Origin of the sequence: Chelatococcus sp. XZ-Ab1 (genome assembly GCF_029309855.1) — a bacterium.
Taxonomy (GTDB): domain Bacteria; phylum Pseudomonadota; class Alphaproteobacteria; order Rhizobiales; family Beijerinckiaceae; genus Chelatococcus_A; species Chelatococcus_A sambhunathii.
Genome location: NZ_JARKII010000006.1, coordinates 59,876 through 84,175 on the forward strand (window position 1 = coordinate 59,876; position 24,300 = coordinate 84,175).

A 24,300-nucleotide genomic window follows, 5' to 3' on the forward strand; every position below is an offset into this window, starting at 1 on the left:
AAGGCCCCGGCGATGCCGGGGCCTTTCTTGCTGATAGCCACGGAAGCCTGCGTCACCCACGCGTGCGATTGCGGATCATGAAGTTGTCGTAGGTGTATTCACACACCTGCCACCACAGATATTCGTCGTTACGGAAGCTCTTCATCGAATCGTAGACACGCTTGAACAGCTCGTTCTTGGCGGCAATCTCGTCGAAGATCTCGTTGGTGGCCTTGAGCGAGGCCTCCAGAATCTCCTGCGAGAAGGGGCGCAGCTGCGCGCCGCTGGCCACGAGGCTCTTGAGGGCTGCCGGGTTTCTGGCGTCGTACTTCTCGATCATATCGGCGTTGGTGAAGGCCGCCGCCTGACGCAGGATGGCCTGGTAGTTCTTCGGCAAGCCTTCCCATTTCGCCTTGTTGATGAAGAAGTGAATGGAGGCGCCGCCCTCCCAGAAGCCCGGATAATAATAGTAGGGCGCGACCTTCTGGAAGCCGAGCTTCTCATCGTCATAGGGGCCGGCCCATTCGGCCGCATCGAGGGAGCCCTTCTCGAGCGCCGGGTAGATGTCGCCGCCGGCGATCTGCTGCGGAACGACGCCGAGCTTGGCGAGCACCTGGCCGCCGAGGCCGCCAATGCGCATCTTGAGGCCCTTGAGATCGTCGGTCGTCTTGATCTCCTTGCGGAACCAGCCGCCCATCTGGGCCGTCGTGTTGCCGCCGGGCAGTCCGTAGGTGCCGAACCTGCCGTAGAGCTCGTTGAGCAGCGTCATGCCGTCGGCATGATTGAACCAGGCATTCTGCTGGCGCGTGTTGAGCCCGAAAGGCACGGCCGTGCCGAAGGCGAAGGTCGGATCCTTGCCGATGTAGAAATAGGGCGCCGAGTGGCACATCTCGACCGTACCGTTCTCGACCGCGTCGAGCGCCTGCAGGCCGGGCACGATCTCGCCCGCCGCGAAGACCTGGATCTGGAACTTGCCGTCCGTCGCCTCGGAGACGGCCCTGGCCAGCACCTCGCCGCCGCCGTAGATCGTGTCGAGGGACTTCGGATAGCTCGACGTCAGGCGCCACTTGATCTCGGGCGCCGACTGCGCGATGGCGGGCGCGGCAACCGTGCCGGCGGCAAGGCCGACCCCGGCCGTCCGCAGAAACTGACGACGCTTCATCGTTCGAACTCCTTAGAATCGTGCCTCCCGTCAGGACGGATGCATTGCCGCCCGGCCCCCGCTGGTGCGCTATCTGTGCTGTCCGGCCGGACAAAGAGCAAGGGCGAAACGATGCCTTCCGAAGCTTCCAAACAAAAGGCCCCGCCAAGGCGGGGCCTTCCTTGCCAGGCTTCCGGCGGTACGCATCACCCCCGGGCGCGGGCGCGAATCATGAAGTTGTCGAATGTATATTCGGCCACCTGGAACCAGAGATATTCCTCGTTCCGGAAGGCCATCATGCTGTCGTAGATCTTCTTGAACTCGGCGTTCTTGGCCGATGTCTCGCCGTAGAGCTCGCCGGAGGCCTCGAAACAGGCGTCGAGCACGGGCTGCGGGAAGGGGCGCAACTGGGCGCCGTTCGCCACCAGGCGTTTCAGCGCCGCGGGATTCTTCGCATCGTACTTGGCGAGCATGTCGACATTGGCGATGCCGGCCGCGGCGTTGAACAGGGCCTTGTAGGTGACCGGCAGTTCGTCCCACTTCGCCTTGTTGATCATGAAGTGAAGGGCGGCGCCGCCTTCCCACCAGCCCGGGTAGTAGTAGTACTTGGCGACCTTCTGGAAGCCGAGCTTCTCGTCGTCGTAGGGGCCGACCCATTCGGCAGCATCGATCGTGCCCTTCTCGAGCGCCGGGTAGATGTCGCCGCCGGCGATCTGCTGCGGCACGGCGCCGAGCTTGCTGAGCACCTGGCCGGCGAAGCCACCGATGCGCATCTTGAGGCCCTGGAGATCGTCGGTCGTCTTGATCTCCTTGCGGAACCAGCCGCCCATCTGGCAGCCGGTGTTACCGCCGGGCAGCGCATGGGCATTGTATTTGGCGAAGAACGCATTCAGCAGTTCCATGCCACCGCCGTGGTAGAACCAGGCGTTCTGCTGGCGCGCGTTGAGGCCGAAGGGAATGGCCGTGGCGAATGCGAAGGTCGGGTCCTTGCCGACGTAGTAATAGGGGGCGGTGTGGCACATCTCGACCGTGCCGTTCTGCACCGCGTCGAGCGCCTGCAGGCCGGGCACGATCTCGCCTGCCGAGAACACCTGGATCTGGAACTTGCCGTCGCTCGCCTCGGACACCGCCTTCGCGAAGACCTCGGCCGCGCCGAAGATGGTGTCGAGCGATTTCGGGAAGCTCGAGGTCAGGCGCCACTTGATCTCCGGCATCGACTGCGCGATCGCGGGCCGAGCAAGAGCACCTGCCGCGAGCCCGGCGCTCGCGGCACCCAGAAATTGACGACGCTTCATACATTTCCTCCCAAGGTTGCGCAGTCCCGGAGCGCCCCTCTGTTTTTTCGCGCACCGAAACCATCTGCGACTGAGGCATATTCGCGGCTCAAGCACAACTGGTAAGAAAGTTCAGTGTGGCGAGTTCCCTTCGAGGCCATGGCGCGGGGCGCCGGCAGGAGAGGAATGGAAACAGAACGCAGAAGCGCCCGGCGGACAGCCGCCGGGCGCTTCCATGGCGAGGGCGAACCTCGATAGCGTGCAGCGAACCTCAGCCCCGCGCGCGCGCGCGGATCATGAAGTTGTCGTAGGTGTATTCCGCGACCTGGAACCACAGGTACTCGTCATTGCGGAAGGCGCGCATGTGGTCGTAGATCTTCTTGAAATCGGCGTTCTTGGCCGAGGTTTCCTCGTAGATCTCGTTGGCCGCCTTGTAGCAGGCCTCCATGACCTCCTGCGGGAAGGGCCGAAGCTGGGCGCCGCTCGCCACGAGGCGCTTGACCGCGCCCGGGTTCTTGGCGTCGTAGCTCGCCTGCATGTCGGCATTGGCGCGCGCCGCGGCCGTCGTCAGTACGGAGCGGTAAACCTCCGGCAGTTCGTTCCACTTCGCCTCGTTGAAGAAGAAGTTCAGCGCCGCGCAGCCTTCCCAGAAGCCGGGATAGTAATAGTACTGCGCGACCTTCTGGAAGCCGAGCTTCTCGTCGTCATAGGGGCCGACCCACTCGGCCGCGTCGATCGTGCCCTTCTCCAGCGCCGGATAGATGTCGCCGCCGGCGATCTGCTGCGGCACGGTGCCCAGCTTGGCGAGCACCTGGCCGGCGATGCCGGCGATGCGCATCTTGAGGCCCTTGAGATCGTCGACCGACTTGATCTCCTTGCGGAACCAGCCGCCCATCTGGGTGCCAGTATTGCCGCCCGGCAGCATGTAGACGCCCGACTTCTTGTAGAACTCGTTCAGCACCTCAAGACCGCCGCCATGGAAGAACCAGGCGTTCATCATGCGGGCATTGAGGCCGAAGGGCACGGCGGTGCCGAGCGCGAAGGTCGGATCCTTGCCGACATAGTAGTAGGACGCGGAGTGGCACATCTCGACGGTGTTGTTCTGCACGGCGTCGAGCGCCTGCAGGCCCGGCACCAGTTCGCCGGCCGCGAAGACCTGAATCTGGAACTTGCCGTCCGTCGCCTCCGACACAGCCTTGGAAAACAGCTCGGCGGCGCCGAAGATGGTGTCGAGCGACTTCGGGAAGCTCGACGTCAGACGCCATTTCACTTCCGGCATGGACTGGGCGATGGCGGGCATGGCAACCGCGCCGGCGGCGAGGCCCGTGCCTGCCGCGGTCAAAAACTGGCGACGCTTCATTTCCGTTCGTCTCCTCTGAGCTCTCCCGTTTGGCCCTGGCGGTTCGTTGCCGCGCTCCCTCTGTGGCGTGTCACATGAAGCCAGTCCGTGCACCGTTTCAAGACGGAATCTCGCCTGCGGGCTCTGGATTTTTGCGCACGGGGCGGCCGGCTGTCGACCGCCTCATTCGATCACGATACGCGGCGCGGCGCGGCCGGCGGCTCCGTCTGCAAGACCGGCCGCGATCTTTCGGGCGATGTCGAGATAGGCCCGGGCATGTGGACCGTCGGGCTCGCTGACGACCACGGGCAGGCCCGCATCGGACTTCTCGCGGATCGTCATGTGCAGCGGCACCTCGCCGAGGAAGGGCACGCCGAGGCGCTCGGCCTCGTGGCGCGCGCCGCCGTGACCGAAGATATCGGAGGCGTTGCCGCAATGGGGACAGATGAAGGTGCTCATGTTCTCGACGACACCGAGGATGGGCACGTCGACCCGGCGGAACATGGCGACGCCCCGGCGCGCATCGATGAGCGCCAGGTCCTGCGGCGTCGAGACGATGACGGCGCCGGCAAGCGGCACGGCCTGGGCCATGGTGAGCTGAGCATCGCCCGTGCCCGGCGGCATGTCGACGACGAGCACGTCGAGATCGCCCCAGGCCACCTCACGCAGCATCTGCTGGATGGCGGACATCACCATCGGCCCGCGCCAGATCATGGCCGCCTCCTCTTCGACCAGGAAGCCGATGGACATGACCTTGAGACCGTAGCCCTCGAGCGGCTTCAGCGTGCGGCCGGAGACGACCTGCGGTCGCCCCTTGAGGGCGAAGAGACGCGGCATCGAAGGGCCGTAGATGTCGGCGTCGAGCACGCCGACGGAAAGGCCGGTGCGAGCGAGCGCCAGCGCGAGGTTACAGGCGGTGGTCGACTTGCCGACGCCCCCCTTGCCGCTCGCCACGGCGATGATGTGCCTGACGCCGGCGACGGCGGCCTTCGCCTGCGCCGCAGCAGCGCGCGGCCCGGGCTGGCGCTGAGCCGGAGCGGAGGGGCCGGAACCTGCCGGCCGGTCAGAGGTCAGGGTGACGATGGCCTGGGCGATGCCCGGCACGGAAGCCGCCGCCTCCTCGGCCGCCCGGCGCATCGCCTCAAGCTCCATGGAGCGGGCGGGGTCGATGGCGATGGAGAAATAGACCTTGCCATCCTGGACGACGATCTCGGACAACGTTCCCGACTGCGGCAGAGGCGTCTTGCCGTCGGGCCCCGCCACGCTCGCCAGCCGCTCCAGAATCGTCTCCCGCGTCACCATCTGCTCCTCCTTAGAACGGGCGCACATTGGGACCGGCGGCAGACCCGGTCAACATCCACGGGGGCGCGCCCCGGCGGGCGGACCAGCGCATCGCCTTGCGGCAAATCATCCACATGCCTTGCCCGAAATGTGGCGATCGTGGAAACATCACGCCAGCGCCCGGCCGGCCGAGAGCCGCCAGGACAACAGAAGAATAGCCGATCGAGGGGTTCATCATGCGATTGACCATTGCCGTTGCCGCCATGCTTCTCGCCCTGACGGGCGCGGCCTCCGCCAAGGAATGGAAGGAAATCCGCATCGCCACGGAAGGCGCCTATCCCCCGTTCAACTTCGTCGGCTCCAACGGTGAACTGCAGGGCTTCGACGTCGACATCGCCAAGGCGCTCTGCGACAAGATCGGGGCCAAATGCACCGTCGTGGCGCAGGACTGGGACGGCCTCATCCCGGCCCTCCTCGCCAGCAAATACGACGCCATCGCCGCCTCGATGTCGATCACCGAGGAGCGCAAGCAACAGGTCGACTTCACGGAGCGCTACGCAAGCGCGCCCGTGTCCTTCGTCGCGCCCAAGGATACCAAGCTGACCGGCGTCACCCCGGCCGACCTCAAGGGTAAGATCGTCGGCGCCCAGTCTTCAACCACCCACGCGACGATGCTCGAGGACGTCTATGGGCCCGAGGGCGTCACGGTGAAGCTCTATCCGACGCTCGACGAGGCCAATGCCGATCTCAAGTCCGGCCGCGTCGACACCGTCTTCGCCGACAAGATCGTGCTGCTCGACTGGCTGAAGAAGGATGGAGCCGATTGCTGCAAGATCCTCGGCGACGTCGACGACAAGCAGTACGCGCGGTATTTCGGCGAGGGCATCGGCCTTGCCGTCCGCAAGGGCGACCAAGACCTCAAGGAGCTCCTGAGCAAGGCCATCGCCGATATCCGTGCCGACGGCACCTACGACACGATCGCGAAGAAGTACTTCGACTTCGAGATCTATTGAGTCGAAAGCCCATGGGGGCGACAAGCGATCTCTCTTCCTTCCGAGAGAGGGATCCGGGGCCGGCCTCATGACTCGAAGCCAGGCATGGCGCGCGGCCGACACGTCCCCGTCTCGTCCTCCGCACGCGGCACGGAAGGGACAGCAGCGCCCGCCCCGCGCGCTGACGGCAGCTTCGACAGCCAACCGCAGGCGCGGGCCCGCCGGGGTCCGGATGCGGCACCGGCGGTGAATGAATGAGCTATTATCTCGACCTACTCTCGTTCGGCCCCGACGGCTGGGGGGATGAACTCGCGCAAGGCGCGCTTGTCACCATCGCCCTCGCGGTGCTCACACTGCCCTTCGGACTCATGCTCGGCCTGCTCGTCGCCCTTGGCCAGCGCTCCGCGAACCGCCTCGCCCGCAATGCCGCCATCGCCTTCACCACCGTCTTCCGCGGTCTGCCCGAACTGCTGACGCTGTTCATCGTCTACTACGGCGGCCAACTGCTGCTGCAGAAGCTGGCATCCGTCGTCGGCTACGGGGCGCAGGTCCAGGTCAATTCCTTCCTCGCCGGCTTCGTCGCTCTCGGGCTGGTGCTCGCCGCCTTCTCCAGCGAGGTGTGGGTGGGCGCGCTCAACGCCATCCCGAACGGGCAGCGCGAGGCGGCACGCGCACTCGGCCTCTCCGCCCGACTCAGCTTTCGCCTCGTCGTCCTGCCGCAGCTCGTCCGCGTCGCCCTGCCCGGCCTCGGCAACAACTGGCTGGTGCTGCTGAAGGATACCTCGCTCGTCTCGACCATCGCCCTCGCGGACCTGATGCGCCAGACGAACATCGCCGTCGGCAGCACCAAGGAGCCGCTGTTCTTCTATCTCGTCGCGTGTCTCGTCTATCTCTTCTTCTCCATGCTGTCGGGCGGGGCGCTCGGCTGGCTCGAAGCGCGGACGAGCCGCGGGCAGGCGCGGAGGCCGGCATGAGCGACATCCTCGGCAGCCTCATCAATCTCGACCTCATGGCGCGCTACGGCCCGCGCTTTCTCGACGGCGTTCTCGTGACGCTGCAACTCGTGGGGATCTCCTTCATCCTCGGCGGTCTGCTCGCCGTGCCGGTGGCGCTCGCGCGTCTGTCGAAGAACAGCGTGCCGCGCGCCCTTGCCTATTCCTATGTCTACTTCTTCCGCGGGACGCCGCTGCTCGCCCAGGTCTTCCTCGTCTATTACGGCGCCGGGCAATTGCGCGACGCCTTCGAGGCGGTGGGGCTGTGGACGTTGTTTCGCGACGCATGGTTCTGTGCGCTCCTGACCTTCACCCTCAACACGGCGGCCTACCAGGCGGAGATCCTGCGCGGCGGCATCCGGGCCGTTCCCGGCGGCCAACGGGAGGCCGCCTTCGCCCTCGGCCTGCCGCGCTGGCTGACCTTCGGCAAGGTGGTCCTGCCGCAGGCGCTCGTCACCGCGCTGCGCCCGCTCGGCAACGAGCTCATCCTGATGATCAAGGCGAGCGCCATCGTCTCGCTCATCACCATCTATGACGTCATGGGCGTGACGCGCCTCGCCTTCTCCCGCAGCTTCGATTTCCAGGTGTATCTGTGGGCGGCAACCCTTTACCTCATCCTCGTCGAAGGGGTACGTCGTCTGTGGGCGGTCGCCGAGCGGCGGCTGACACGGCATCTGAAGCCGGCATGATCAACCGGCGCGGGCCCGGTGCGCACCATCGGCCCGCCAATCATCGGGAGCGGAACACATGAAGGTTGCCTTTCTCGGGCTCGGCGTCATGGGCTATCCCATGGCACGCCACCTCAAGGACAAGGGCCACGAGGTCACCGTCTACAACCGCACGGCCGCCAAGGCCGAGAGATGGGTGGCCGAGAACGGCGGGCGCGCGGCCGCCACGCCGAGGGCCGCGGCCGAGGGCCAGGACATCGTCTTTTCCTGCGTCGGCAACGACGACGACCTGCGCGCCGTCACCATCGGCCCGGACGGCGCCTTCGCCGGCATGAAGCCCGGCGCCATCTTCGTCGACCACACCACCGCCTCGGCGGAAGTGGCGCGCGAGCTCCATGCGAAGGCGAAGGAGATGGGGCTCGGCTTCGTCGATGCTCCGGTCTCCGGCGGGCAGGCCGGCGCCGAGAACGGCGTTCTGACCGTGATGTGCGGCGGCGATGCGGCCGACTATGCCAAGGCCGAGCCGGTCATCGCGAGCTTTGCCCGCGCCTGCCGGCTGCTCGGCCCCTCCGGCGCCGGCCAGCTCACCAAGATGGTCAACCAGATCTGCATCGCCGGCCTCGTGCAGGCCCTCTCGGAAGGCATCCATTTCGCCAAGAAGGCAGGGCTCGACGTCGAGGCGGTGATCTCCGTCATCTCCAAGGGCGCCGCGCAGTCCTGGCAGATGGAGAACCGCTGGAAGACCATGAACGAGGACAAGTTCGACTTCGGCTTCGCCGTCGACTGGATGCGCAAGGATCTCGGCATCTGCCTGGCCGAGGCGCGTCACAACGGCGCCCATCTGCCCGTCACGGCGCTCGTCGACCAGTTCTATTCCGAGGTGCAGCGGCTCGGCGGCAATCGGTGGGATACCTCGTCCCTCATCGCGCGTCTCGACCGCTGACGTCTCCGCCGGGCAAGACGGCCGCCCGGTGCCTCCGGGATTGCCGGGATCGGTTCAGATCTCCCGCGTCAGGCCATCCTCGGCGACGAGGAAGCCCGCCGTCGCGGCCTCATGCTGCGCGGCCAGCATGGCCTCGCTCATGTGGGTCAGCATGATGGCGCGGGCCGTCAACCGGTCGCGGTTCGCGATGAGCGTCCTGAGATCGAGGTGGTTGGAGGTACGCCCGGCCGGGCGGTAGCACTCGACGACGAAGAGGTCGGCGTCGCGGGCGATGTCGACGAGCGCATCGGTCCAGGTCGTGTCGCCCGAATAGGCGAGCACGCGCCCGCCGGCCGTGACGCGCACGCCGGTCGACGGCGCGCCGGAGGCGTGGACGACCTCATGGCTCTCCACCCTCGCCTCGCCGAAGGCCCAGGGCGTGCGCAGGGGCATGTCGATGACCTTGAGCGGGAAGCGCCAGTCGTTGCCGACGGCGCCGGGGTAGAACACCTCCAGCGCCGCCTCCAGCCGCTCGCGCGTGCCCGGCGGGCCGGCGATGGTGAGCGGCGTCTTGCGGCTCGAGGCGAACTGCGCATCGAGGAGGAGGAACGGCAGGCCACCGAAATGGTCGCCGTGCAGATGGGTGAGGACGACAGTATCGATGCCGTTGGGCGAGATGCCGCGCTGCTTCAGGGCGACCAGCGAGGTGGCGCCGAAATCGACCGCCATCGTGGTGCGGCCGGCCTCCACCAGAAGGCAGGTGTTGAACCGCCCGCCCGAACCGAAGGCATCGCCGCTGCCGATGAACGTCAGGCGCATCGTTCAGGTCTCCGGACCGGCTGAACCCGGGCGAATCAGCTCCCGCACAACGCCTTCGCGCTTCATCGTTTCCTCCTGCGGGTCGCTTCGCCCGTTTCGGGCAAGTCGACCATCGCCGCCGGCGCCGGTCAATCGCGGCCGCCCGACCGGCGGCCGGCTCCACAAAAAAGAAGGGCGCGGTGTTGAGCCGCGCCCGAGGAGGGGTCAGGGAGGGAGGTCCTTGATGTCGATAACTGTAGCCCTCCACCTTTGTTCCCGATGTGCGCCAGAACACATGGACGATGGCTTGGTGAAAGACAGGGTTAATCGATCCTCAACGCCGCGCGCGCCAGTCCGTCGGCCGCTCGAAGCGGCCCTGCCATAGGCCGAGGCGCCCTTCGCGCGCCTCCGCCTCCTCGGCCTGGTACCGGCCGCTCGCCACCGCCCAGCCGGTCGCGACGAGGCTGGCGTTGATGTCCTCCTCGCCGACGCTGCAACGCCCGAGCAGGCGGCCGTACCGGTCCTTGCCGCCGACGACGCAGGTGACGTTGGCGCCGGCGACGAGGCGAACGAGGGCGCTGCGCGCGGCCCGGCCGCAGGGATAGGGTCCGGACGGCTTGTCGCAGAGCTGGTCGATCTCGGGCGCATCGATGCCCTCGAGGCGCAGCGGCCGCCCATCGGCCAGCCGCAGCGTGTCGCCGTCGACGACATCGACGGGCCCGGCGACGCGCGTCTCCTCACGCCACAGCAGCAGGCCGAGCGCGACCAGCAGCCCGGTGAGGATAGCTGACGCGCGCACGAGGTCGCGCAGCCGCCGCTCCACATGGCGCTGCCCACCTCGCCCTGTCGCAAGCCTGTCCCTTCGCATGGCCGCTTTCTAGCGGAGCTGTCTGATGAGGACCTTAACGGCAGGGGCCACTACGCCGAAAAGGATTGATCGCGGGGAAACCGGGCGGAAACCACGCGGGGGCGGCTGCATCGCCTGCAGCACGATCGGCAATCGCGGCGAGTCGCACGCGAAATTCACCCCCGCGGAGACTTTCAAAGCTGCCACGGGCGGTCAATGCGAGCACGCACAAATAAAGGAAGATAGTTTTTGGCCTCAAATAATAATTCACACGTCATCAGAAAGAAATATATCCGTAAAATTTTACTAAATGCCGATTTTATGCCATCTAAGGAAACATATAATGGATCGTCTAATAATATACGCCATAAGGAAAATTGTTACTTTTCTATGTTGATTGAAGTGAGGATTTCATGGACAGACTTATGATGATGGCGGTATTTGCCCGCGTTGCCTCCAATGGCAGCTTTGCAGAAGCTGCACGGCATTTTCGCATTTCACCGGCGGCGGCCACCAAACATGTGCAGATGCTGGAAGAGTGGCTGGGCGCCCGGCTGCTCAACCGCACCACCCGGCGCGTCAACCTGACCGAGGCCGGGGCGGAGTTTTATGCGCGCTGCGTGCCGATCCTCGAGGAGGTCAACGACCTGCGCCACGGCGTCAGCTCGATCCAGGATCAGGCCAAGGGCACCTTGCGCATCAACGCGCCAATGACCTTCGGCGTCACCTATCTGATGCCGGTGATCGACAGCTTCCTCCGGGACCATCCGGAGGTGCAGGTCGACCTCACGCTCAACGAGATGATCGTCGACATCATCGAGGAGGGCGTCGACCTCGCCATCCGCATCGGGCGCCTCAAGGATTCCTCGCTCATCGCGCGCCGGCTCGCGCCATGCCGCTTCGCCCTGTGCGCCGCCCCCTCCTATCTGGCGGCGCGTGAAGCGCCTCTGCGGCCGGCCGATCTTTCGCAGCACGCCTGCCTCGACTATGCCTACCGGCAAAGCCAGTCGAACTGGACCTTCCAGGGGCCCGACGGGGAAGAGAGCGTGCGCGTGCAGCCGCGCATCATCGTCAACAACAGCCTGATGCTGCGGGAGGCGGCGCTGCGCGGCCTCGGCGTCATCCTGTCGCCGACCTTCGTCGTCGGGCCGGAGATCGCGAGCGGCACGCTCGTGCCGCTGATGCCCGACTACACGCCGACGGAAGCCGGCATCTACGCCGTCTATCCGCAGGCGCGCTACCTGCCGCTGAAGGTGCGGCTCTTCGTCGACCGGCTCGTCAGCCATTTCGCCGGCGAGCCGGCATGGGACCGGTGGCAGGCGGAGCCGCCGCAGCAGCGCAATGTCGCCTGAGACCGCGCCCCTCGCCTCACTGCAGGCGCTCGGGCCGCTCGCCCTCGTCGGCCGTGTCGACCCCCGCCTGGGCGAAGGTCGCCATGTCATTGTGGCAGGCAACCGCGGCCTTGACGATGCCGGCGGCGAGCGCCGCGCCGGTCGCCTCGCCGAGGCGCATGTCGAGGTCGAGCACCGGGGCGAGGCCGAGCCTGTCGAGCACCTCGCCGTGCGCGCCCTCGGCGGAGCGGTGGCCGGCGAGGCAATGGGCGATGGAGCGTGGATCGATGGCATGCAGGATGGCGGCCGCGGCGGTCACGACGTAGCCGTCGAGGATGACCGGGATGCGCTCGAGCCGCGCGGCGAGGATGGCGCCGGCGATGGCGGCGACCTCGCGCCCGCCGAGCCGGCGCAGCACCTCGAGCGCATCGCCGAGATGGCCGGCATGGGTGGCGAGCGCCTGCTCCACGACCGCCGTCTTGCGGGCAAGGCCCGCATCGTCGAGGCCGGTGCCGCGCCCGACCCAGCGCGCCGCTGGCCCCCCATAGAGTGCGGTGTAGATGGCGGCGGCGATGGTGGTGTTGCCGATGCCCATCTCGCCGAGGCACAGGAGGTCGGTGCCGCCGGCGATCGCCTCCATGCCGAAGGCCAGCGTGGCGACGCAGGCCTTCTCGTCGAAGGCCGCCTCGGTGGCGATGTCCCCCGTCGGCAGGTCGAGCGCGAGGTCGAAGACCTTGAAGCCGAGATCGTAAGCGGCGCAGATCTGGTTGATGGCGGCGCCGCCCGCGGCGAAGTTCTCCAGCATCTGGCGGGTGACGCTCTGCGGATAGGGCGAGACGCCATGGCGCACGACGCCGTGGTTGCCGGCAAAGACGCAGACGAGTGGGCGCGCGACGCTGGGTCGCCCCTTGCCCTGCCAGCCGGCCACCCAGGCGGCGATCTCCTCCAGACGGCCGAGGGAGCCCGGCGGCTTCGTCAGTTCCGCGTCGCGGCGGCGCACGGCGGCGATGGCCGCCTCGTCCGCGTCGGGCAGCATGGCGAAAAGCCGCCGCACGTCGTCGAACGGTAGGCCGGTTGCCGTCGCATCCATCGCAATTCTCCACTATGTCGTTATGGCCGGCCCATGGTCGCGGCTGTCGGGCCCGGAGCTAATAGCATGCCACGCGCCGAGGTGAAGATGACGCAGGACAACGAGATGCCGCAGGCCGAGGCCGGCCCCGGGCCGGGCCCGGCGCTCGCCTTTCTCGCCGATGCGGCCGCGTGCCTGCGCTTCTACTCGCGCCTGCCGGTGCCCGTCCTGCCCTTCGAGGCGGCGCCGCATGCCATGCCGGATTTCTCCCGCGCCGTCAGGGCGCTGCCGCTCGCCGGCGCCGCCATCGGCCTCGTCGGCGCGCTCGCCTTCCTCCTCGCGACGGGCCTCGGCTTCGGGCCGTATCTCGCCGCCTGCGCCGCCGTCGCCGCTCTCATCGTCGCGACGGGCGTCTTTCACGAAGACGGTCTCGCCGATACCGCCGACGGGCTGTGGGGCGGCGCGACGCCCGAGCGGCGCCTGACCATCATGCGCGACAGCCGCGTCGGCTCCTACGGCGCGGCGGCGCTCACGCTCGATCTCATGATCCGCGTCGGGCTCATCGCCGCGCTCGCCGGACGCATGCCGGCGCCGGCCACAGCCCTGGCACTCGTCGCGGCCGCGGCGACCTCGCGCACGGTGGGGCTCTTGCCCTTCCTGCTGCTGGCACCCGCCCGCAGTGACGGCGCCGCGCATGCGGCGGGCCGGCCGACGCAGGCCGCCTTCGCCACGGCGGCCGCGGGCTCCGCCGTCATGGCCTTCCTCCTGTTGCTGCCAGCCGGCTTCGGCTTCCTCCCGATCATGCTCGCCCTTGCCCTTGCGGCGAGCGCGGGTGTGGGCCTCTCCCGCATTGCCCGGGCGAAGATCGGCGGGCATACGGGAGACATCGCGGGGGCGGCCCAGCAGGCGGGCGAGATCGCCTTCCTCGCCGGCCTCCTCGCCCTTGCGCCGCTCGCCGGCGCCTCGTGAAGGAAGAGCCATGCGCGGTTTCGTCGCCCTCGCCGTCATCATCGCCGCCATCGCGGTGCTCGTCCTTTTCGGCGGCAACGAGACCATCCTCGGGCTGCGGCCGGACCTCATTGCCTCGCTCGCCTGGCTCGGCGCCGTCGGCATCCTCGCCTTCGGCTGGGTGGTACAGCACTTTCGCGGCCAGTGGACACGCGCCCTCGAGGCCATCGCCTTCTGGATGGCGATGATCGTCATGCTGGTGGCTGTCTACAGCTATCGCTTCGAATTGCAGAGCTTCGCCAACCGGCTGCTCGGGGAGGTGGCGCCGGGCTACACGGTGACGCTCGCCGGCGGCGAGGTGCAGGTCGCCCGCCATGCCGGCGGCAGCTTCGTCATCGACGGCGCCGTCGACGGCGTGCCGACGCGCTTCATTCTCGACACCGGCGCCTCGGCGGTGGTGCTGACGAGCGAGGCCGCCGCCCGGGCCGGCATCGACCCGGCGACGCTCTTCTACACGCAGCCGGTGATGACGGCGAACGGCCGCACCATGGCGGCTTCCACCACGCTTGGCGAGCTCACTGTCGGCAACATCACCGAGCGGCGCGTGCCGGCCCTCGTCGCCCGCGAAGGCAGCCTCTCGCAGAACCTGCTCGGCATGACCTTTCTCGAGCGCCTCGCTTCCTTCGAGGTGCGCGGCGACAGGTTGATCCTGCGCGGGCGCGGCGGGTGATGCTCAAGTCAGGAGGCTCCAGGCGAAGCGGGCGCAGACGGCAAGGAGGAAGAGGCCGAAGGCAATCTCCAGCCGCCGCTTCGACAAGGCGTGCGCGAGGCTCGCGCCCAAGGGGGCCGTGAAGATGCTCGTCGGCACGAAGAGCGCAAAGCCGATGAGCGAGACATAGCCCAGCGCCATGGGGAACTGCAGGGCCGCGACATCCGGATATTCGGCGGCGCGCGGCCAGCCGGCGTAGATATAGCCGATGGCGCCCGGAATGGAGATGAGGACGCCGAGCCCCGAGGAGGTCGCCACCGCCTGGTGGATCGGCCGGCCGTAGAAGGTCATGAACAGGCTCGACAGCTGCCCGCCGCCGATTCCCATCAGCGACGACAGCACGCCGATGACGACGCCGTAGATGCTCATGACGATCTTGCCGGGCACCTCGGTGCCGAGGCGCCAGTTGTCCTTGCCGAAGAGGAGCCGCACGGCCGAGATGCCCGCGACGACGACGAAGACCGCCTTGAACAGGTCCGCCGGGGCATAGCGGGCGATGAAGCTGCCGATCCCCACACCGAGGACGACCGGGATTGCCCAGACGCGCACGATGGACATGTCGACCTTGCCGCGCGCGCGATGGGCATTGAAGGAGCGGATCGAGGTGGGGATGATCACCGCGAGCGAGGTGCCGACGCAGAGCGGCATGCGCACCTCCTCCGGCACGCCCACGACCCGGAAGAGTTCGTAGAGCACCGGGACGACGACAGCACCGCCGCCCACGCCGAAGACACCCGCGAGGATGCCCGTGACGGCGCCGGCCGCAAGCAGCGCCCCGGCGAGCATGACGAGTTCTGATGTGGGAATGGCGGCGAACATGGCGGCTCCTGCAGCAGGAGCCCTCTCGTGCGCGATCTCGGCCGCCAAGGCAAGCGCCGCCGGGGCATGGCCGCCCGGCGCCGCGCTCAGTCGGCGATACCCTCGCGCCCCTCGAGCGTCACGAGCGTCGCCGTCATCACGGCAACGGTCTTGCGCCGCTCGCCGTCGATGGCCTCCACCTCGGCCTGCGCCACGGTGAGCATGCGCCCTGCCCGCACCACGCGCCCGCGCGCCTCGAGCCTGTCGCCGGCGGCGGGGGCGAGCAGGTTGATCTTGAATTCGGCGGTCAATACGCCGGCCCCGGCCGGCATCAGCGACAGGGCAGCATAGCCGCAGGCCGAATCCGCGATGGTGGAGACGATGCCGGCATGGACGAAGCCGTGCTGCTGGCAGATGTGCGGCGCGACCGCGAGCGCGATCGTGGTCGCGCCCGGCGCGACCTCGGTCATGCGCGCGCCGATCGTCTCCATCACGCTCTGCTTGCCGAAGCTGCGGCGCACGCGCGCCTCGAAATCCGGGTCCTGCGGCCTGTGCATCGCGCCCTCCTCCCCGCCTGCATTTCAGGAAAGAGGAAGAGGAGCAGCAAGACACAGTCACGCAAAACGCCCTTGGCCGTTGCGCACGCCTCAGGCGGCCTCGACCTCGCGGCGCGCCATCTCCCGCCGCACATGGGCGACCGCCTCGACGATGACCTCCGGCCCGGCGCCGCGCTTGCAGGCCTCCGAGGCGAGGTGGCGGCGGAACTGGCGCGCGCCCGGCCGCCCGGGGAAGAGGCCGAGGATGTGGCGGGTGAGCTGGTTGAGGCGCACGCCCTCGCCGAGGCGGCGCTCGACATAGGGCAGATAGGCCTCGACGACGGCGAAGGCGTCCGCGAGCGGCGCCGGCGTACCGAAGAACAGCGGATCGACGCCGAGGAGGATCTCCGGGTTCTGATAGGCCGCGCGGCCGAGCATGACGCCGTCGAGCGCCGGCCCGTCCGCCGGATGCATGGCCGCATGGGCCTCCTCGAGCGTCCGGAGGCCGCCGTTGAGGAGGATCGGCACATGAGGCAGGCGCGCCTTGAGGCGGTGCACGCGGCCGTAGTCGAGCGGCGGGATTTCCCGGTTGTCCTTGGGCGAGAGCCCCTGAAGCCAGGCCTTGCGGGCATGGACGATGAGCCTTTCCGCCCCGGCGGCGACGACGGCATCGGCCAGTTGATCGAGCGCCACCTCCGGATCCTGTTCGTCGACGCCGATGCGGCACTTGACCGTCACCGGCACGTCGACCGCGTCCTTCATCGCCGCGACGCAGGCGGCGACCAGTTCCGGCTCCCGCATGAGGCAGGCGCCGAAACGGCCGCTCTGCACCCTGTCCGACGGACAGCCGACATTGAGGTTGATCTCGCGGTAGCCGAAGGCGGCACAGATGCGCGCAGCCGCAGCGAGTTCCCCCGGCTCGCTGCCGCCAAGCTGCACGGCGAGCGGCTGCTCCGCCGCATCGAAGCCGATCAGACGCTCCCGGTCCCCGTGGAGGACCGCGCCGGTCGTCACCATCTCGGTGTAGAGCAGGGCATGGCGCGTCATCAGCCTGTGGAAGACGCGGCAGTCCCGGTCCGTCCAATCCATCATGGGCGCGACGGAAAATCTGTGGGGCGTGAAGTCAGTCACCTGTTATCAGCTTCCAGCGTCATGCTGTCGATGTCGTGCCGCAGCCGACGTGCCCTGCGGATCGCGGGCGAGGCTGGCTTCGCCACCGCAGCTGCGAGCGAGGGTTGGCTCGACGACCTATCTAGCCCGGATCGCGGCCGAATGCGACAACCACCGCAGCACACCACCCTCCGGCAAGCCATAATCGGTAAAATTCTCAGGATCGCAATTCCGCCATGATCATTGCAGCAACTTGCGCAATCAATAACGACGCTGGGGAGCACACATGACGATCGATGAGCCGAGGCACATGGCGCCGGAAGTAAAGGAAGCCATGCTGAAACTCGTGGTTCATCAGGTTGTCGAAGCCTATTCCCACGCTTTCATCCAGGCGATTGCACGCGACTTCGAATCGGACAGGCAGGCTGCATTCGAGACGTTTGCCTCCGCCGCGCAGGAGAGGGCCCTGATCGTCCTCGGAGAACTGGACGTGGCGATCAAGGCCCGGGTCGCCGAGACGAGCCGCGTCATCATCGACCAGTCGCTCGCAACGATCGCCGAGGGAGCCGGCGTACGTCTCAGCGGCACCGCCGTAGCTCGTCCCGCCGTCACGCACTAGAGCCCGGTCGGATCGGATTACACCGCCATCCCATCCGCAGACCGGCCTCGTTCTCGATGTCTGGAAACCGTCCGCGAGCCCGGGCCCGCGACGGGCTCGCGGACAACGGGAATGGTCGGCTTCCGCCCTACTCCTTCGCGCGTTCCGGCGGGCCCGCATCAACTGCCGGTTGCCCGCCCCGCTGCCCCCGTTCATATTCGGCGCGCGGCCCACGGCCATCGGAAGGAAGATGACCATGCGATCGGAGCGGGGCGATCTCATCTTCGGCGAAGAGCGCGTCGACGGCATCGATCGCGCAATCGTCAGGTCGCTGTCGGCTGACAGGGCACCGGCGATACCGCGGCAGGCCGGGCACCTGTCGGCAGGTCATCCTTCGCGCGTGGCACACGGGCGGACGCGCCTGGGAACCAGCATGGCGCCATGCTCGACATAACATCACTGATGCGCGGAACGGCGCTGTCATTGGCCAGAAACCCGGCCAAATCGGCGCCTTCCCGACGTATTGAGCCGGTGCGGCCGTGCGACGGACCGGGTGAACAGTCCGCCCCCGCCCTTGCGGCGCGACCGGGGCCCATTCCGGAGGCATAATGATGATCAAGGAAAGTCTGTTGCCGGCGGTGGCGGCGGCCCTCCTCGGCATGGCGGTGTCCGCCTGCACGCCATCGCCGGCGACCGACTCTGCGGCACTGGCGCCGGGCCCCTGCAGGCCGGAGGCGACAAGCGGGCTCGTCGGCAAGCCGAAACCGGCCGATGACGAGGCGAAGCAGATCACCGGCGCCACTGCGGTACGACAGATCGCGCCGGGCCAACCGGTCACGATGGACTACGCGCCGGCGCGGGTGACGGTCGAGACAGATCCCCGCACGGGCCGCGTCGTGCGCGCGTTCTGCGGATAGACAGTCGGAGGTTCGGCATCATGCGATCCATCCGTTCGACGGCAGCCATCGCTGTCGCGGCCGCCGCTGGCCTCCTGGGACCGGCCGCGCCGGTCGACGCCGCGAGTTGCGAAGCCAGCCAACCCTGCATTGTCGTGCGGCAGGCCCAATACGGCCTGCCGGGCGGCGGCGGCAAGACGTGCTCGGCCTACTCGTCCGTCTCCAACCTCTGCCTCGGCCGGTCCTCCTGCGAGATCAAGGTGAACAACGAGCTGTGCGGCGATCCCGCCCCCGGCATCCGGAAGACACTGTTCGTCAGTTGGCAATGCGATCCCGACAACCGGGAGTATTTCGACAGCGTCCAGGAATACGCCACCATGACAATCGCCTGCGAGGCACCCCGGTAGCGGCCTTCAGCATCAGCATCGCAGGCGGGGCGGAAAGAACCTTGTCCGGCGAGGTAACGGCCCGTCTCGGGCCCAAGCCGGAGCTGTCGCTCGCCACGGGCGCCCGCCGATGCCGAGAGCCAATTAACGCGAGTGTCGCGCAAGCCATTGCGACGGCAGGCTCACCTGTCGCCGGCCAGTTCCGGCGCCTTGAACCTGCGGTTGGCGAGAACCGGCAGGACGCTCCGCGCGTGCGCGATGCGGGCCGGATCGATGTCGGCAAAGAGAAGGGCCGGCACCTCGCCGGCACGGGCGATGGCGACGCCGAGCGGATCCACCACCATGCTCGCGCCGATGTTGCGCTCGCCGCATTCGCCGGTCGCCACGACGTAGCAGGTGTTCTCGAGCGCCCGGGCCGTGACGAGCACCTCCCAATGCGCCTCCTTGCCGGGTCCGCGCAGCCAGGCGGATGGAGCGGTGATCACATCGGCCCCGTCGAGGGCGAGGCGCCGCGCCATCTCCGGAAAGCGCAGGTCGTAGCAGGTCATGGTGCCGACCTTCAGCCCCGCCACCTCGATCAGCGGCGGGATCTCGTCGCCGGGCGCGACATGGGTCGATTCCTTGACGCGGAAGGCGTCGTAGAGGTGCAGCTTGCGATAGGCGCCGATGATGGCGCCGTCGCGCACGGTGATCAGCGTGTTGAAGACCCGGCCGTTGCCGGCCGGCACGTGAATGCAACCCATCACCGCAAGGTCGCTGCCGCGGCTCGCGGCGAGCACCTCCTGCATGAAGGGCCCGTCGAGCGGCTGCGCCGCCTTCAGGACGATGTCGGGATCGGCGATGTCGCGGGCGAGGATGCCCTCGGGCAGGACGAGCAGCCTGGCGCCGGCGGTGCCGGCCTCGCGCATCAGCCGCACCACCGTCGCCGCATTGTCCTGCCACTCACGTCCGACGGCAAACTGCCCGAGCGCCACCTTGACGACCGGGCGCGTGGACGATGGAGGATTCATGCCGGGCTCCCTGCAGGTCTCGCGTTGCGGCGCGGGGGCGCCAGGCGCGCATGGCACCCGCCAGCGCGGCCCGCCGGCCAAATCAGCGACCATGCGGGCCCCGGCGTCAAGCGGCGAGGCGCTCGCCAAGGCGCAAAAGTTCGCCGCGCGCGGCCGCCACGGCCTCTGCGCTCACCTCCGGGCCGAAGCCCTGCTTCTCGGCGCGCACGAAGGTCACGTCGGTGATGCCGATGAAGCCGAGCATCGTGCGCAGGTGCGGCTCCTGCGAATCCATGGCCTGCGCCGGGCCTTCGCTGTAGAGGCCGCCGCGGCTCACGATGACGATGGCGCGCTTGCCCTTGATGAGGCCTTCCGGCCCCTTCTCGCTGTAGCTGAAGGTGACACCGGCGCGCAGCACGTAGTCGAACCACGCCTTCAGCGTGGAGGGAATGCCGAAGTTGTACATCGGCGCACCGATGACGATCACGTCCGCCTCGCGCAGCTCGCCCACCAACCGGTCCGACAGCGCGAGTGCCGCACGCTGCGCCTCGGTCGCCGTCTCGCCCTTGCGCAGGGCGGCCGTCGTCTCGGCCGTCAGATGCGGGATCGGCTCGCTGCCAACATCGCGCGTGATGACGCGATCGGCACCACCGCTCGCCTTCAGGGCTTCGAGCGCATCCGCAACGAGGCGGTTGGAAACGGATTCGGCGCCCGAGGCGCTGCTGGTGATGGCGAGAACCGTGGTCATATTCAGCTTCTCCGAAACGAATGACAAAGGCATTCCGGAAAGCTGGTGGTTCTTTCGCCGCACCGGTATCCTCTTTATTTGCACCAAGCCGTTGCTGGACGAGGAACGCGGATGCCGGACTTCGACGATCTGAAGAGCTTCATCGAGGTGGTGGACAGCGGCGGCTTCGGCCGTGCCGCCAAGCGGCTGGGCATCGCCAAGTCCATCGTCAGCCGCCGCATCGCGCGGCTCGAGGCGGAGCTCGGCACGCGCCTCCTCACCCGCACGACGCGCGGCATCAGCGCGACCGAGGCGGGGCTCGCGTTCAAGACCCGCAGCGAGCGCATCCTCGCCGATCTTGCCGAGGCGAAGGACGCCGTGGCCCAGCACGGCGGCGGCATCGTGGGCACGCTGCGCCTGTCGGCGCCTCTGTCCTTCGGGGTCAAATATGTGACGCCCATCCTCGCCGAGATGGCGAGCGCACATCCGCGGCTCGGCATCGACGTCGCCTACAGCGACCGCGTCGTCGATCTGATGGCGGAGCGCTTCGATGCCGCCATCCGCATCGGCTCCCTGCGCGATTCGACCCTTATCGCCCGCAAGATTGCGCCCGTCTACGGCATCGTCGCGGCGAGCCCGGACTATATCGCCCGGCACGGCCGCCCCGAGACGCCAGACGACCTGACGCGCCACGAATGCCTCGTCTATACCGCGGCGAGCGAACCTGACCTGCGCTTTCGCCATGGCACGCGCTGGACGAGCGTGCGGCCGCGCGGCCGGCTCCTGGCCGACAACGGCGATGCCCTTCTGCAGTGGGCCCGCTCGGGACTCGGCATCGTGGTGGCGCCGACCTTCCTCGCCGCCGAGGATATCGAACGAGGCACGCTCGTTCCACTGCTGTCCGGCTACGAGATGCCGGAGGCCGGCATCCATGTGGTGCGGCCGCCGGGCGCCTACGTGCCGGCCAAGGTCCGGCTGCTCATCGACACGCTCGTCGCCCATTTCGGTGGCGAGCCCTATTGGGATGCCTGTCTCATGCACCGCATGCGGCAGACCCGTGCCCCCGCGCAGGCCGCCGGCGACAGCGTCTCGGCGGCATGAGCCGCGGCGGGAGCAGCCTCAGGCGGCCGCCTCGCTGGCAGGCCCCCGCTCCTCCTCGCCCACGGCCGCCGCCAGGCGCTCGGCCAGTTCGTCGACGGCGCGTTCGGCTGCGGCGATCGAGGCTGCGAGCCGCTCGTCGGCGAATTCGTCGTATTCGACGGCGACGGACGCGACATTGGTGATGCCGATATAGCCGAAGGCGGTGCGGATGCTCGGCTCGACATGGTTCATGTCGGCGATGCGCTCGCCCTCGCCGTAACCGAAATCGCCGCGCGAGGAGAGGATGACGAGCCGCTTGCCCATGCCGGCGAGCAGCGGCCAGTACGGCTCGCCCCGCCGGGTGCGATCGAAGCCGAAGGTGCGCCCCACGCGCACGATGTTGTCGATATAGGCCTTGAACGAAGCCGGAACGCCGAAGTTGTACATCGGCACCCCGGCCACGATGACATCGGCACCGATCAGTTCGTCGATCAGCATGTCGCTTTCCCGCAGGACGCCATCCATCCACGGCGCACGACGCTCTTTGGGTGTGAAGGCGGCGTGGATCCAGGCGGCGGAGACCGGCGCCGGCGGCGTCAGGCCGACGTCCCGGTAGAGCACCGTGTCCCCGGGCCGCTGATGGCGCCAGCGCGCCACGAAGCGCTTGCTGAGACGGCGGGAATGGGAGCCGAAGGTTGCGAGGTCGGAACCAGCCGGACGGGCGCTCGAATCGATATGCAGAACGGTCGCCATGAGTGACATGCCCTCATCTTCAGGTAGGGTCTCAGAGCCGGCAGGTTCCTTCTTCTACAGGATGATGACAAACGCATAGTTCTCAGCCTATAGATGAGAATAGCTCATCCATAGAGTCGCTGCATTGCCATGACCCAGCGACGCACCCGCCGCCAGCTGCCTCCCCTGCCCGCCTTGCGCGCCTTCGAGGCCGCGGCCCGCCACCTCAGCTTCAAGGCGGCCGCCGAGGAACTGGCGGTGACGCCGACAGCCGTCAGCCACCATGTGCGGCAGCTGGAGGATGCGCTCGCTCTCAGGCTGTTCGTACGCCGCCCCCGGCGCGTGGCGCTGACGCCGGAAGGGCGCGTGCTCTATCCGGTGCTGCGCGACGGCTTCGACGCCTTCGAGGAGGCCATCGCGCAGTTGCGCGGCCAACGGCTCAAGCCCGTCGTCACGCTCTCGGCGACGGTCGCCTTCACGGCGCGCTGGCTCGTGCCGCGCGTCGCGGCCTTCCACGCGGCCAATCCCGGGCTCGATCTCAGGCTGCACGCTTCCGACGAGCCGGTCGACCTGATCAGCGGCACCGCCGATGCGGCCGTGCGCTATGGCCGGGCCGTGCCGGCCGGCCTCGTCGGCGACCTTCTGTTCGAGGACATGTTCGCGCCGGTGTGCAGCCCCGCGCTCGGCCTTCACCATCCGGATGAACTCGCGGAGCACACGCTGATCCATTTCGAATGGCGGCGCCCGCACCGGGACAATCCCGTCTGGGAGCGCTGGCTCGCCGAGGCGGGGCTTTCGGGGCTGGTGCCGCGGGCGGAGCTGACGCTGAGCGACGAAAGCCAGGCGGTGCAGGCGTTGGTCGCCGGCCAGGGTGTCGCCCTCGCCGGGCTCGTCCTGGTGGCGGACGAGATCGCGGCCGGCCGCCTCATCGTGCCCTTCGGACCGCGGCTGCGCGGGTATGACTATCGCCTCCTCTACCCGGCCGAGCCGCCGCATCCCGAACGGATCGCGGCCCTGCGCAACTGGATCCGGCAGGAGGCGGCCGGCGGCCTTGGCCTGCCCGGGCGGACATGAAAAAGCGGCCCCTTGCGGGGCCGCTCCAAGGCACGCCGCTCCTGATCAGAAGGGGCTGTCGGGGAAGTAGAAGTTCTGGGCGTTCTCCTGGGTGATCAGCTCGGAGCCGATGACGAAGCGGCCGGACACCGGCGCGTTGGAGACGAACCGCAGCGCCGTGATCTCGATGGCGGTGGCGATCATCGCCGGCGGATAGGTGACATTGGCCGGCACGCGCTTGTCGCCATCCATGACGCGCTTGATCATCTCCTTCATGCCGGCGCCGCCGAGCACCCACATCTCGTCCTGCCGGCCGGCCTGATTGATGGCTTCGAGCACGCCGACGGCCATGTCGTCGTCCGAGGCCCAGACGGCGTCGATCTTCGGATGCTTCGAGAGGAAGTCCTGCATCACGGTGAAGGCGCTGTCACGGTTCCAGTTGCCGTGCTCCATGCCGATGATCTCGATGCCGCTGCCCTCGATGGCCTTGCGGAAGGCCTCGACGCGCTCGTTGTCGATGGTGGTCGGGATGCCGCGCAGGACGACAATCTTGCCGCCGCTCGGCATCCGCTCGCGGAAGAATTCGCCCGCGACGCGGCCGAAGCCGGGATTGTCGCCGGCGACGTAGAGGTCCTCGATGCCCTCTTCGGCAAGGCCGCGATCGACGACGGTGACCCACTTGCCGGCCTCTGCCACGCGCTTGACCGGGCCGGTGAGCGGCGTCGATTCGAAGGGCAGCACGACGAGCGCGTCGATGTTGCGCGTCGCCATCATGTCCTCGATGTCGCTGACCTGCTTGCCGGGATCGCCCGCTGTCGCGAGGACGAACTTCAGCTGCGGATAGGTCTTCTCAAGGCGCTTCACCGCCTCCTGCGCATGATAGTTCATGCCACCGGCCCAGCCGTGCGTTGCCGCCGGGATGGATACGCCGATGACCTTGCTGTCCTGAGCCTGCGCCGCAGCCGGCGCGGCGAGCGCCGCTGCCAGGGCCAGCGCCTTGAAAGCCTTGACCACTCCCATCGTGCTTCTCCCTCTCTTCATACAG

General features: G+C 68.0%; 25 protein-coding genes and 1 pseudogene. 12 read left to right on the forward strand and 14 right to left on the reverse strand.

The features are described from left to right. Window positions 1-52: 52 nt before the first annotated feature. From P2T65_RS09930 to apbC, 4 genes are all read right to left on the reverse strand, one after another. The gene (locus P2T65_RS09930; RefSeq protein ID WP_055459037.1) at window positions 53-1,141 is read right to left on the reverse strand and encodes a TRAP transporter substrate-binding protein; all 1,089 of its coding nucleotides are present in this window, start codon (window positions 1,139-1,141) and stop codon (window positions 53-55) included. 185 nt (window positions 1,142-1,326) lie between these two features. Beyond that, window positions 1,327-2,415: a TRAP transporter substrate-binding protein gene (locus P2T65_RS09935; protein WP_055459038.1), complete on the reverse strand. Its 1,089-nt coding sequence runs from the start codon at window positions 2,413-2,415 to the stop codon at window positions 1,327-1,329. 250 nt (window positions 2,416-2,665) lie between these two features. Beyond that, window positions 2,666-3,754, reverse strand: coding sequence for a TRAP transporter substrate-binding protein (locus P2T65_RS09940; RefSeq protein WP_055459039.1), 1,089 nt, complete (start codon window positions 3,752-3,754; stop codon window positions 2,666-2,668). A 162-nt stretch (window positions 3,755-3,916) separates the two neighbouring features. Beyond that, on the reverse strand, window positions 3,917-5,035 hold the full coding sequence (gene apbC, locus P2T65_RS09945) for an iron-sulfur cluster carrier protein ApbC (protein ID WP_055459040.1): 1,119 nt from the start codon (window positions 5,033-5,035) through the stop codon (window positions 3,917-3,919). Between the two features lie 215 nt (window positions 5,036-5,250). Between apbC and P2T65_RS09950 the strand changes: the two genes are divergently transcribed. The 4 genes and pseudogenes from P2T65_RS09950 to P2T65_RS09965 form a co-directional block, all read left to right on the forward strand. Beyond that, window positions 5,251-6,027, forward strand: a complete 777-nt coding sequence (locus tag P2T65_RS09950) for an ABC transporter substrate-binding protein (RefSeq protein WP_082464778.1) — start codon at window positions 5,251-5,253, stop codon at window positions 6,025-6,027. Between the two features lie 233 nt (window positions 6,028-6,260). Continuing rightward, window positions 6,261-6,980, forward strand: coding sequence for an ABC transporter permease (locus P2T65_RS09955; RefSeq protein ID WP_055459042.1), 720 nt, complete (start codon window positions 6,261-6,263; stop codon window positions 6,978-6,980). Continuing rightward, window positions 6,977-7,687: an ABC transporter permease gene (locus P2T65_RS09960; RefSeq protein WP_276199703.1), complete on the forward strand. Its 711-nt coding sequence runs from the start codon at window positions 6,977-6,979 to the stop codon at window positions 7,685-7,687. Before P2T65_RS09955 ends, P2T65_RS09960 begins: the two co-directional genes overlap by 4 nt. Window positions 7,688-7,721: 34 nt before the next feature. After that, window positions 7,722-8,609, forward strand: a pseudogene (locus P2T65_RS09965) (NAD(P)-dependent oxidoreductase); the annotation flags it as partial. 54 nt (window positions 8,610-8,663) lie between these two features. Here P2T65_RS09965 and P2T65_RS09970 read toward each other — a convergent pair. After that, the gene (locus P2T65_RS09970; RefSeq protein ID WP_276199704.1) at window positions 8,664-9,407 is read right to left on the reverse strand and encodes an MBL fold metallo-hydrolase; all 744 of its coding nucleotides are present in this window, start codon (window positions 9,405-9,407) and stop codon (window positions 8,664-8,666) included. Between the two features lie 313 nt (window positions 9,408-9,720). Then, window positions 9,721-10,254: a thermonuclease family protein gene (locus P2T65_RS09975; RefSeq protein WP_082831640.1), complete on the reverse strand. Its 534-nt coding sequence runs from the start codon at window positions 10,252-10,254 to the stop codon at window positions 9,721-9,723. A gap of 392 nt (window positions 10,255-10,646) precedes the next feature. Here P2T65_RS09975 and P2T65_RS09980 point away from each other — a divergent pair, with 392 nt between their 5' ends. Further along, complete coding sequence (locus P2T65_RS09980) at window positions 10,647-11,585, forward strand: LysR family transcriptional regulator (RefSeq protein ID WP_071923591.1); 939 nt, start codon at window positions 10,647-10,649, stop codon at window positions 11,583-11,585. Between the two features lie 16 nt (window positions 11,586-11,601). Here the strand turns inward: P2T65_RS09980 and cobT are convergent, their stop codons facing one another. Beyond that, window positions 11,602-12,654, reverse strand: coding sequence for a nicotinate-nucleotide--dimethylbenzimidazole phosphoribosyltransferase (cobT, locus tag P2T65_RS09985; protein WP_276199705.1), 1,053 nt, complete (start codon window positions 12,652-12,654; stop codon window positions 11,602-11,604). Between the two features lie 105 nt (window positions 12,655-12,759). Between cobT and P2T65_RS09990 the strand changes: the two genes are divergently transcribed. Next, window positions 12,760-13,602, forward strand: coding sequence for an adenosylcobinamide-GDP ribazoletransferase (locus tag P2T65_RS09990; RefSeq protein WP_063187912.1), 843 nt, complete (start codon window positions 12,760-12,762; stop codon window positions 13,600-13,602). Between the two features lie 10 nt (window positions 13,603-13,612). Then, entirely contained in the window at window positions 13,613-14,311 is a 699-nt protein-coding gene (locus P2T65_RS09995) for a TIGR02281 family clan AA aspartic protease (RefSeq protein WP_055459049.1), read from the forward strand. Window positions 14,312-14,314: 3 nt separating this feature from the next. On the opposite strand, the gene P2T65_RS10000 is transcribed toward P2T65_RS09995, so the two are convergent. From P2T65_RS10000 to dusA, 3 genes are all read right to left on the reverse strand, one after another. Then, window positions 14,315-15,169, reverse strand: a complete 855-nt coding sequence (locus P2T65_RS10000) for a sulfite exporter TauE/SafE family protein (protein ID WP_276199706.1) — start codon at window positions 15,167-15,169, stop codon at window positions 14,315-14,317. Between the two features lie 86 nt (window positions 15,170-15,255). Further along, window positions 15,256-15,705: a PaaI family thioesterase gene (locus P2T65_RS10005; protein WP_055459051.1), complete on the reverse strand. Its 450-nt coding sequence runs from the start codon at window positions 15,703-15,705 to the stop codon at window positions 15,256-15,258. A gap of 90 nt (window positions 15,706-15,795) precedes the next feature. Then, window positions 15,796-16,776: a tRNA dihydrouridine(20/20a) synthase DusA gene (gene dusA, locus P2T65_RS10010; RefSeq protein ID WP_276199707.1), complete on the reverse strand. Its 981-nt coding sequence runs from the start codon at window positions 16,774-16,776 to the stop codon at window positions 15,796-15,798. Between the two features lie 304 nt (window positions 16,777-17,080). On the opposite strand from dusA, the gene P2T65_RS10015 reads away from it, so the two are divergent. The 3 genes from P2T65_RS10015 (at window position 17,081) to P2T65_RS10025 (ending at window position 18,695) form a co-directional block, all read left to right on the forward strand. Beyond that, the gene (locus P2T65_RS10015; RefSeq protein WP_055459053.1) at window positions 17,081-17,413 is read left to right on the forward strand and encodes a hypothetical protein; all 333 of its coding nucleotides are present in this window, start codon (window positions 17,081-17,083) and stop codon (window positions 17,411-17,413) included. A 587-nt stretch (window positions 17,414-18,000) separates the two neighbouring features. Further along, on the forward strand, window positions 18,001-18,309 hold the full coding sequence (locus P2T65_RS10020; RefSeq protein WP_055459054.1) for an I78 family peptidase inhibitor: 309 nt from the start codon (window positions 18,001-18,003) through the stop codon (window positions 18,307-18,309). Window positions 18,310-18,329: 20 nt separating this feature from the next. Further along, window positions 18,330-18,695 carry a hypothetical protein gene (locus P2T65_RS10025; protein ID WP_276199708.1) on the forward strand — a complete coding sequence of 122 codons (366 nt, stop codon included), beginning with the start codon at window positions 18,330-18,332 and terminating at the stop codon, window positions 18,693-18,695. A 161-nt stretch (window positions 18,696-18,856) separates the two neighbouring features. Here P2T65_RS10025 and P2T65_RS10030 read toward each other — a convergent pair whose 3' ends face one another. Beyond that, window positions 18,857-19,684 (reverse strand): deaminated glutathione amidase, encoded by an 828-nt coding sequence (locus tag P2T65_RS10030; RefSeq protein WP_063187846.1) that lies wholly within the window; start codon window positions 19,682-19,684, stop codon window positions 18,857-18,859. A 106-nt stretch (window positions 19,685-19,790) separates the two neighbouring features. After that, the gene (locus P2T65_RS10035; RefSeq protein ID WP_276199709.1) at window positions 19,791-20,411 is read right to left on the reverse strand and encodes an FMN-dependent NADH-azoreductase; all 621 of its coding nucleotides are present in this window, start codon (window positions 20,409-20,411) and stop codon (window positions 19,791-19,793) included. Between the two features lie 111 nt (window positions 20,412-20,522). Here P2T65_RS10035 and P2T65_RS10040 point away from each other — a divergent pair, with 111 nt between their 5' ends. Then, window positions 20,523-21,491, forward strand: a complete 969-nt coding sequence (locus P2T65_RS10040) for a LysR family transcriptional regulator (protein ID WP_055459057.1) — start codon at window positions 20,523-20,525, stop codon at window positions 21,489-21,491. Window positions 21,492-21,509: 18 nt separating this feature from the next. Here P2T65_RS10040 and P2T65_RS10045 read toward each other — a convergent pair whose 3' ends face one another. Continuing rightward, a complete protein-coding gene (locus P2T65_RS10045; RefSeq protein WP_055459364.1) occupies window positions 21,510-22,223 on the reverse strand; it encodes an NAD(P)H-dependent oxidoreductase in 714 nt (237 codons plus the stop codon). A 129-nt stretch (window positions 22,224-22,352) separates the two neighbouring features. Here P2T65_RS10045 and P2T65_RS10050 point away from each other — a divergent pair, with 129 nt between their 5' ends. Further along, on the forward strand, window positions 22,353-23,276 hold the full coding sequence (locus tag P2T65_RS10050; RefSeq protein WP_276199710.1) for a LysR substrate-binding domain-containing protein: 924 nt from the start codon (window positions 22,353-22,355) through the stop codon (window positions 23,274-23,276). A gap of 45 nt (window positions 23,277-23,321) precedes the next feature. Here P2T65_RS10050 and P2T65_RS10055 read toward each other — a convergent pair whose 3' ends face one another. Next, window positions 23,322-24,275 (reverse strand): ABC transporter substrate-binding protein, encoded by a 954-nt coding sequence (locus P2T65_RS10055; protein ID WP_198300610.1) that lies wholly within the window; start codon window positions 24,273-24,275, stop codon window positions 23,322-23,324. Between the last annotated feature and the right edge of the window lie 25 nt (window positions 24,276-24,300).

Coding starts and splice junctions, on each gene's coding strand:
- P2T65_RS09930 (WP_055459037.1), bottom strand. CDS start 1,141: ATGAAGCGTCGTCAGTTTCTGCGGACGGCCGGGGTCGGCCTTGCCGCC.
- P2T65_RS09935 (WP_055459038.1), bottom strand. CDS start 2,415: ATGAAGCGTCGTCAATTTCTGGGTGCCGCGAGCGCCGGGCTCGCGGCA.
- P2T65_RS09940 (WP_055459039.1), bottom strand. CDS start 3,754: ATGAAGCGTCGCCAGTTTTTGACCGCGGCAGGCACGGGCCTCGCCGCC.
- apbC (WP_055459040.1), bottom strand. CDS start 5,035: ATGGTGACGCGGGAGACGATTCTGGAGCGGCTGGCGAGCGTGGCGGGG.
- P2T65_RS09950 (WP_082464778.1), top strand. CDS start 5,251: ATGCGATTGACCATTGCCGTTGCCGCCATGCTTCTCGCCCTGACGGGC.
- P2T65_RS09955 (WP_055459042.1), top strand. CDS start 6,261: ATGAGCTATTATCTCGACCTACTCTCGTTCGGCCCCGACGGCTGGGGG.
- P2T65_RS09960 (WP_276199703.1), top strand. CDS start 6,977: ATGAGCGACATCCTCGGCAGCCTCATCAATCTCGACCTCATGGCGCGC.
- P2T65_RS09970 (WP_276199704.1), bottom strand. CDS start 9,407: ATGCGCCTGACGTTCATCGGCAGCGGCGATGCCTTCGGTTCGGGCGGG.
- P2T65_RS09975 (WP_082831640.1), bottom strand. CDS start 10,254: ATGCGAAGGGACAGGCTTGCGACAGGGCGAGGTGGGCAGCGCCATGTG.
- P2T65_RS09980 (WP_071923591.1), top strand. CDS start 10,647: ATGGACAGACTTATGATGATGGCGGTATTTGCCCGCGTTGCCTCCAAT.
- cobT (WP_276199705.1), bottom strand. CDS start 12,654: ATGGATGCGACGGCAACCGGCCTACCGTTCGACGACGTGCGGCGGCTT.
- P2T65_RS09990 (WP_063187912.1), top strand. CDS start 12,760: ATGCCGCAGGCCGAGGCCGGCCCCGGGCCGGGCCCGGCGCTCGCCTTT.
- P2T65_RS09995 (WP_055459049.1), top strand. CDS start 13,613: ATGCGCGGTTTCGTCGCCCTCGCCGTCATCATCGCCGCCATCGCGGTG.
- P2T65_RS10000 (WP_276199706.1), bottom strand. CDS start 15,169: ATGTTCGCCGCCATTCCCACATCAGAACTCGTCATGCTCGCCGGGGCG.
- P2T65_RS10005 (WP_055459051.1), bottom strand. CDS start 15,705: ATGCACAGGCCGCAGGACCCGGATTTCGAGGCGCGCGTGCGCCGCAGC.
- dusA (WP_276199707.1), bottom strand. CDS start 16,776: ATGATGGATTGGACGGACCGGGACTGCCGCGTCTTCCACAGGCTGATG.
- P2T65_RS10015 (WP_055459053.1), top strand. CDS start 17,081: ATGACGATCGATGAGCCGAGGCACATGGCGCCGGAAGTAAAGGAAGCC.
- P2T65_RS10020 (WP_055459054.1), top strand. CDS start 18,001: ATGATGATCAAGGAAAGTCTGTTGCCGGCGGTGGCGGCGGCCCTCCTC.
- P2T65_RS10025 (WP_276199708.1), top strand. CDS start 18,330: ATGCGATCCATCCGTTCGACGGCAGCCATCGCTGTCGCGGCCGCCGCT.
- P2T65_RS10030 (WP_063187846.1), bottom strand. CDS start 19,684: ATGAATCCTCCATCGTCCACGCGCCCGGTCGTCAAGGTGGCGCTCGGG.
- P2T65_RS10035 (WP_276199709.1), bottom strand. CDS start 20,411: ATGACCACGGTTCTCGCCATCACCAGCAGCGCCTCGGGCGCCGAATCC.
- P2T65_RS10040 (WP_055459057.1), top strand. CDS start 20,523: ATGCCGGACTTCGACGATCTGAAGAGCTTCATCGAGGTGGTGGACAGC.
- P2T65_RS10045 (WP_055459364.1), bottom strand. CDS start 22,223: ATGGCGACCGTTCTGCATATCGATTCGAGCGCCCGTCCGGCTGGTTCC.
- P2T65_RS10050 (WP_276199710.1), top strand. CDS start 22,353: ATGACCCAGCGACGCACCCGCCGCCAGCTGCCTCCCCTGCCCGCCTTG.
- P2T65_RS10055 (WP_198300610.1), bottom strand. CDS start 24,275: ATGGGAGTGGTCAAGGCTTTCAAGGCGCTGGCCCTGGCAGCGGCGCTC.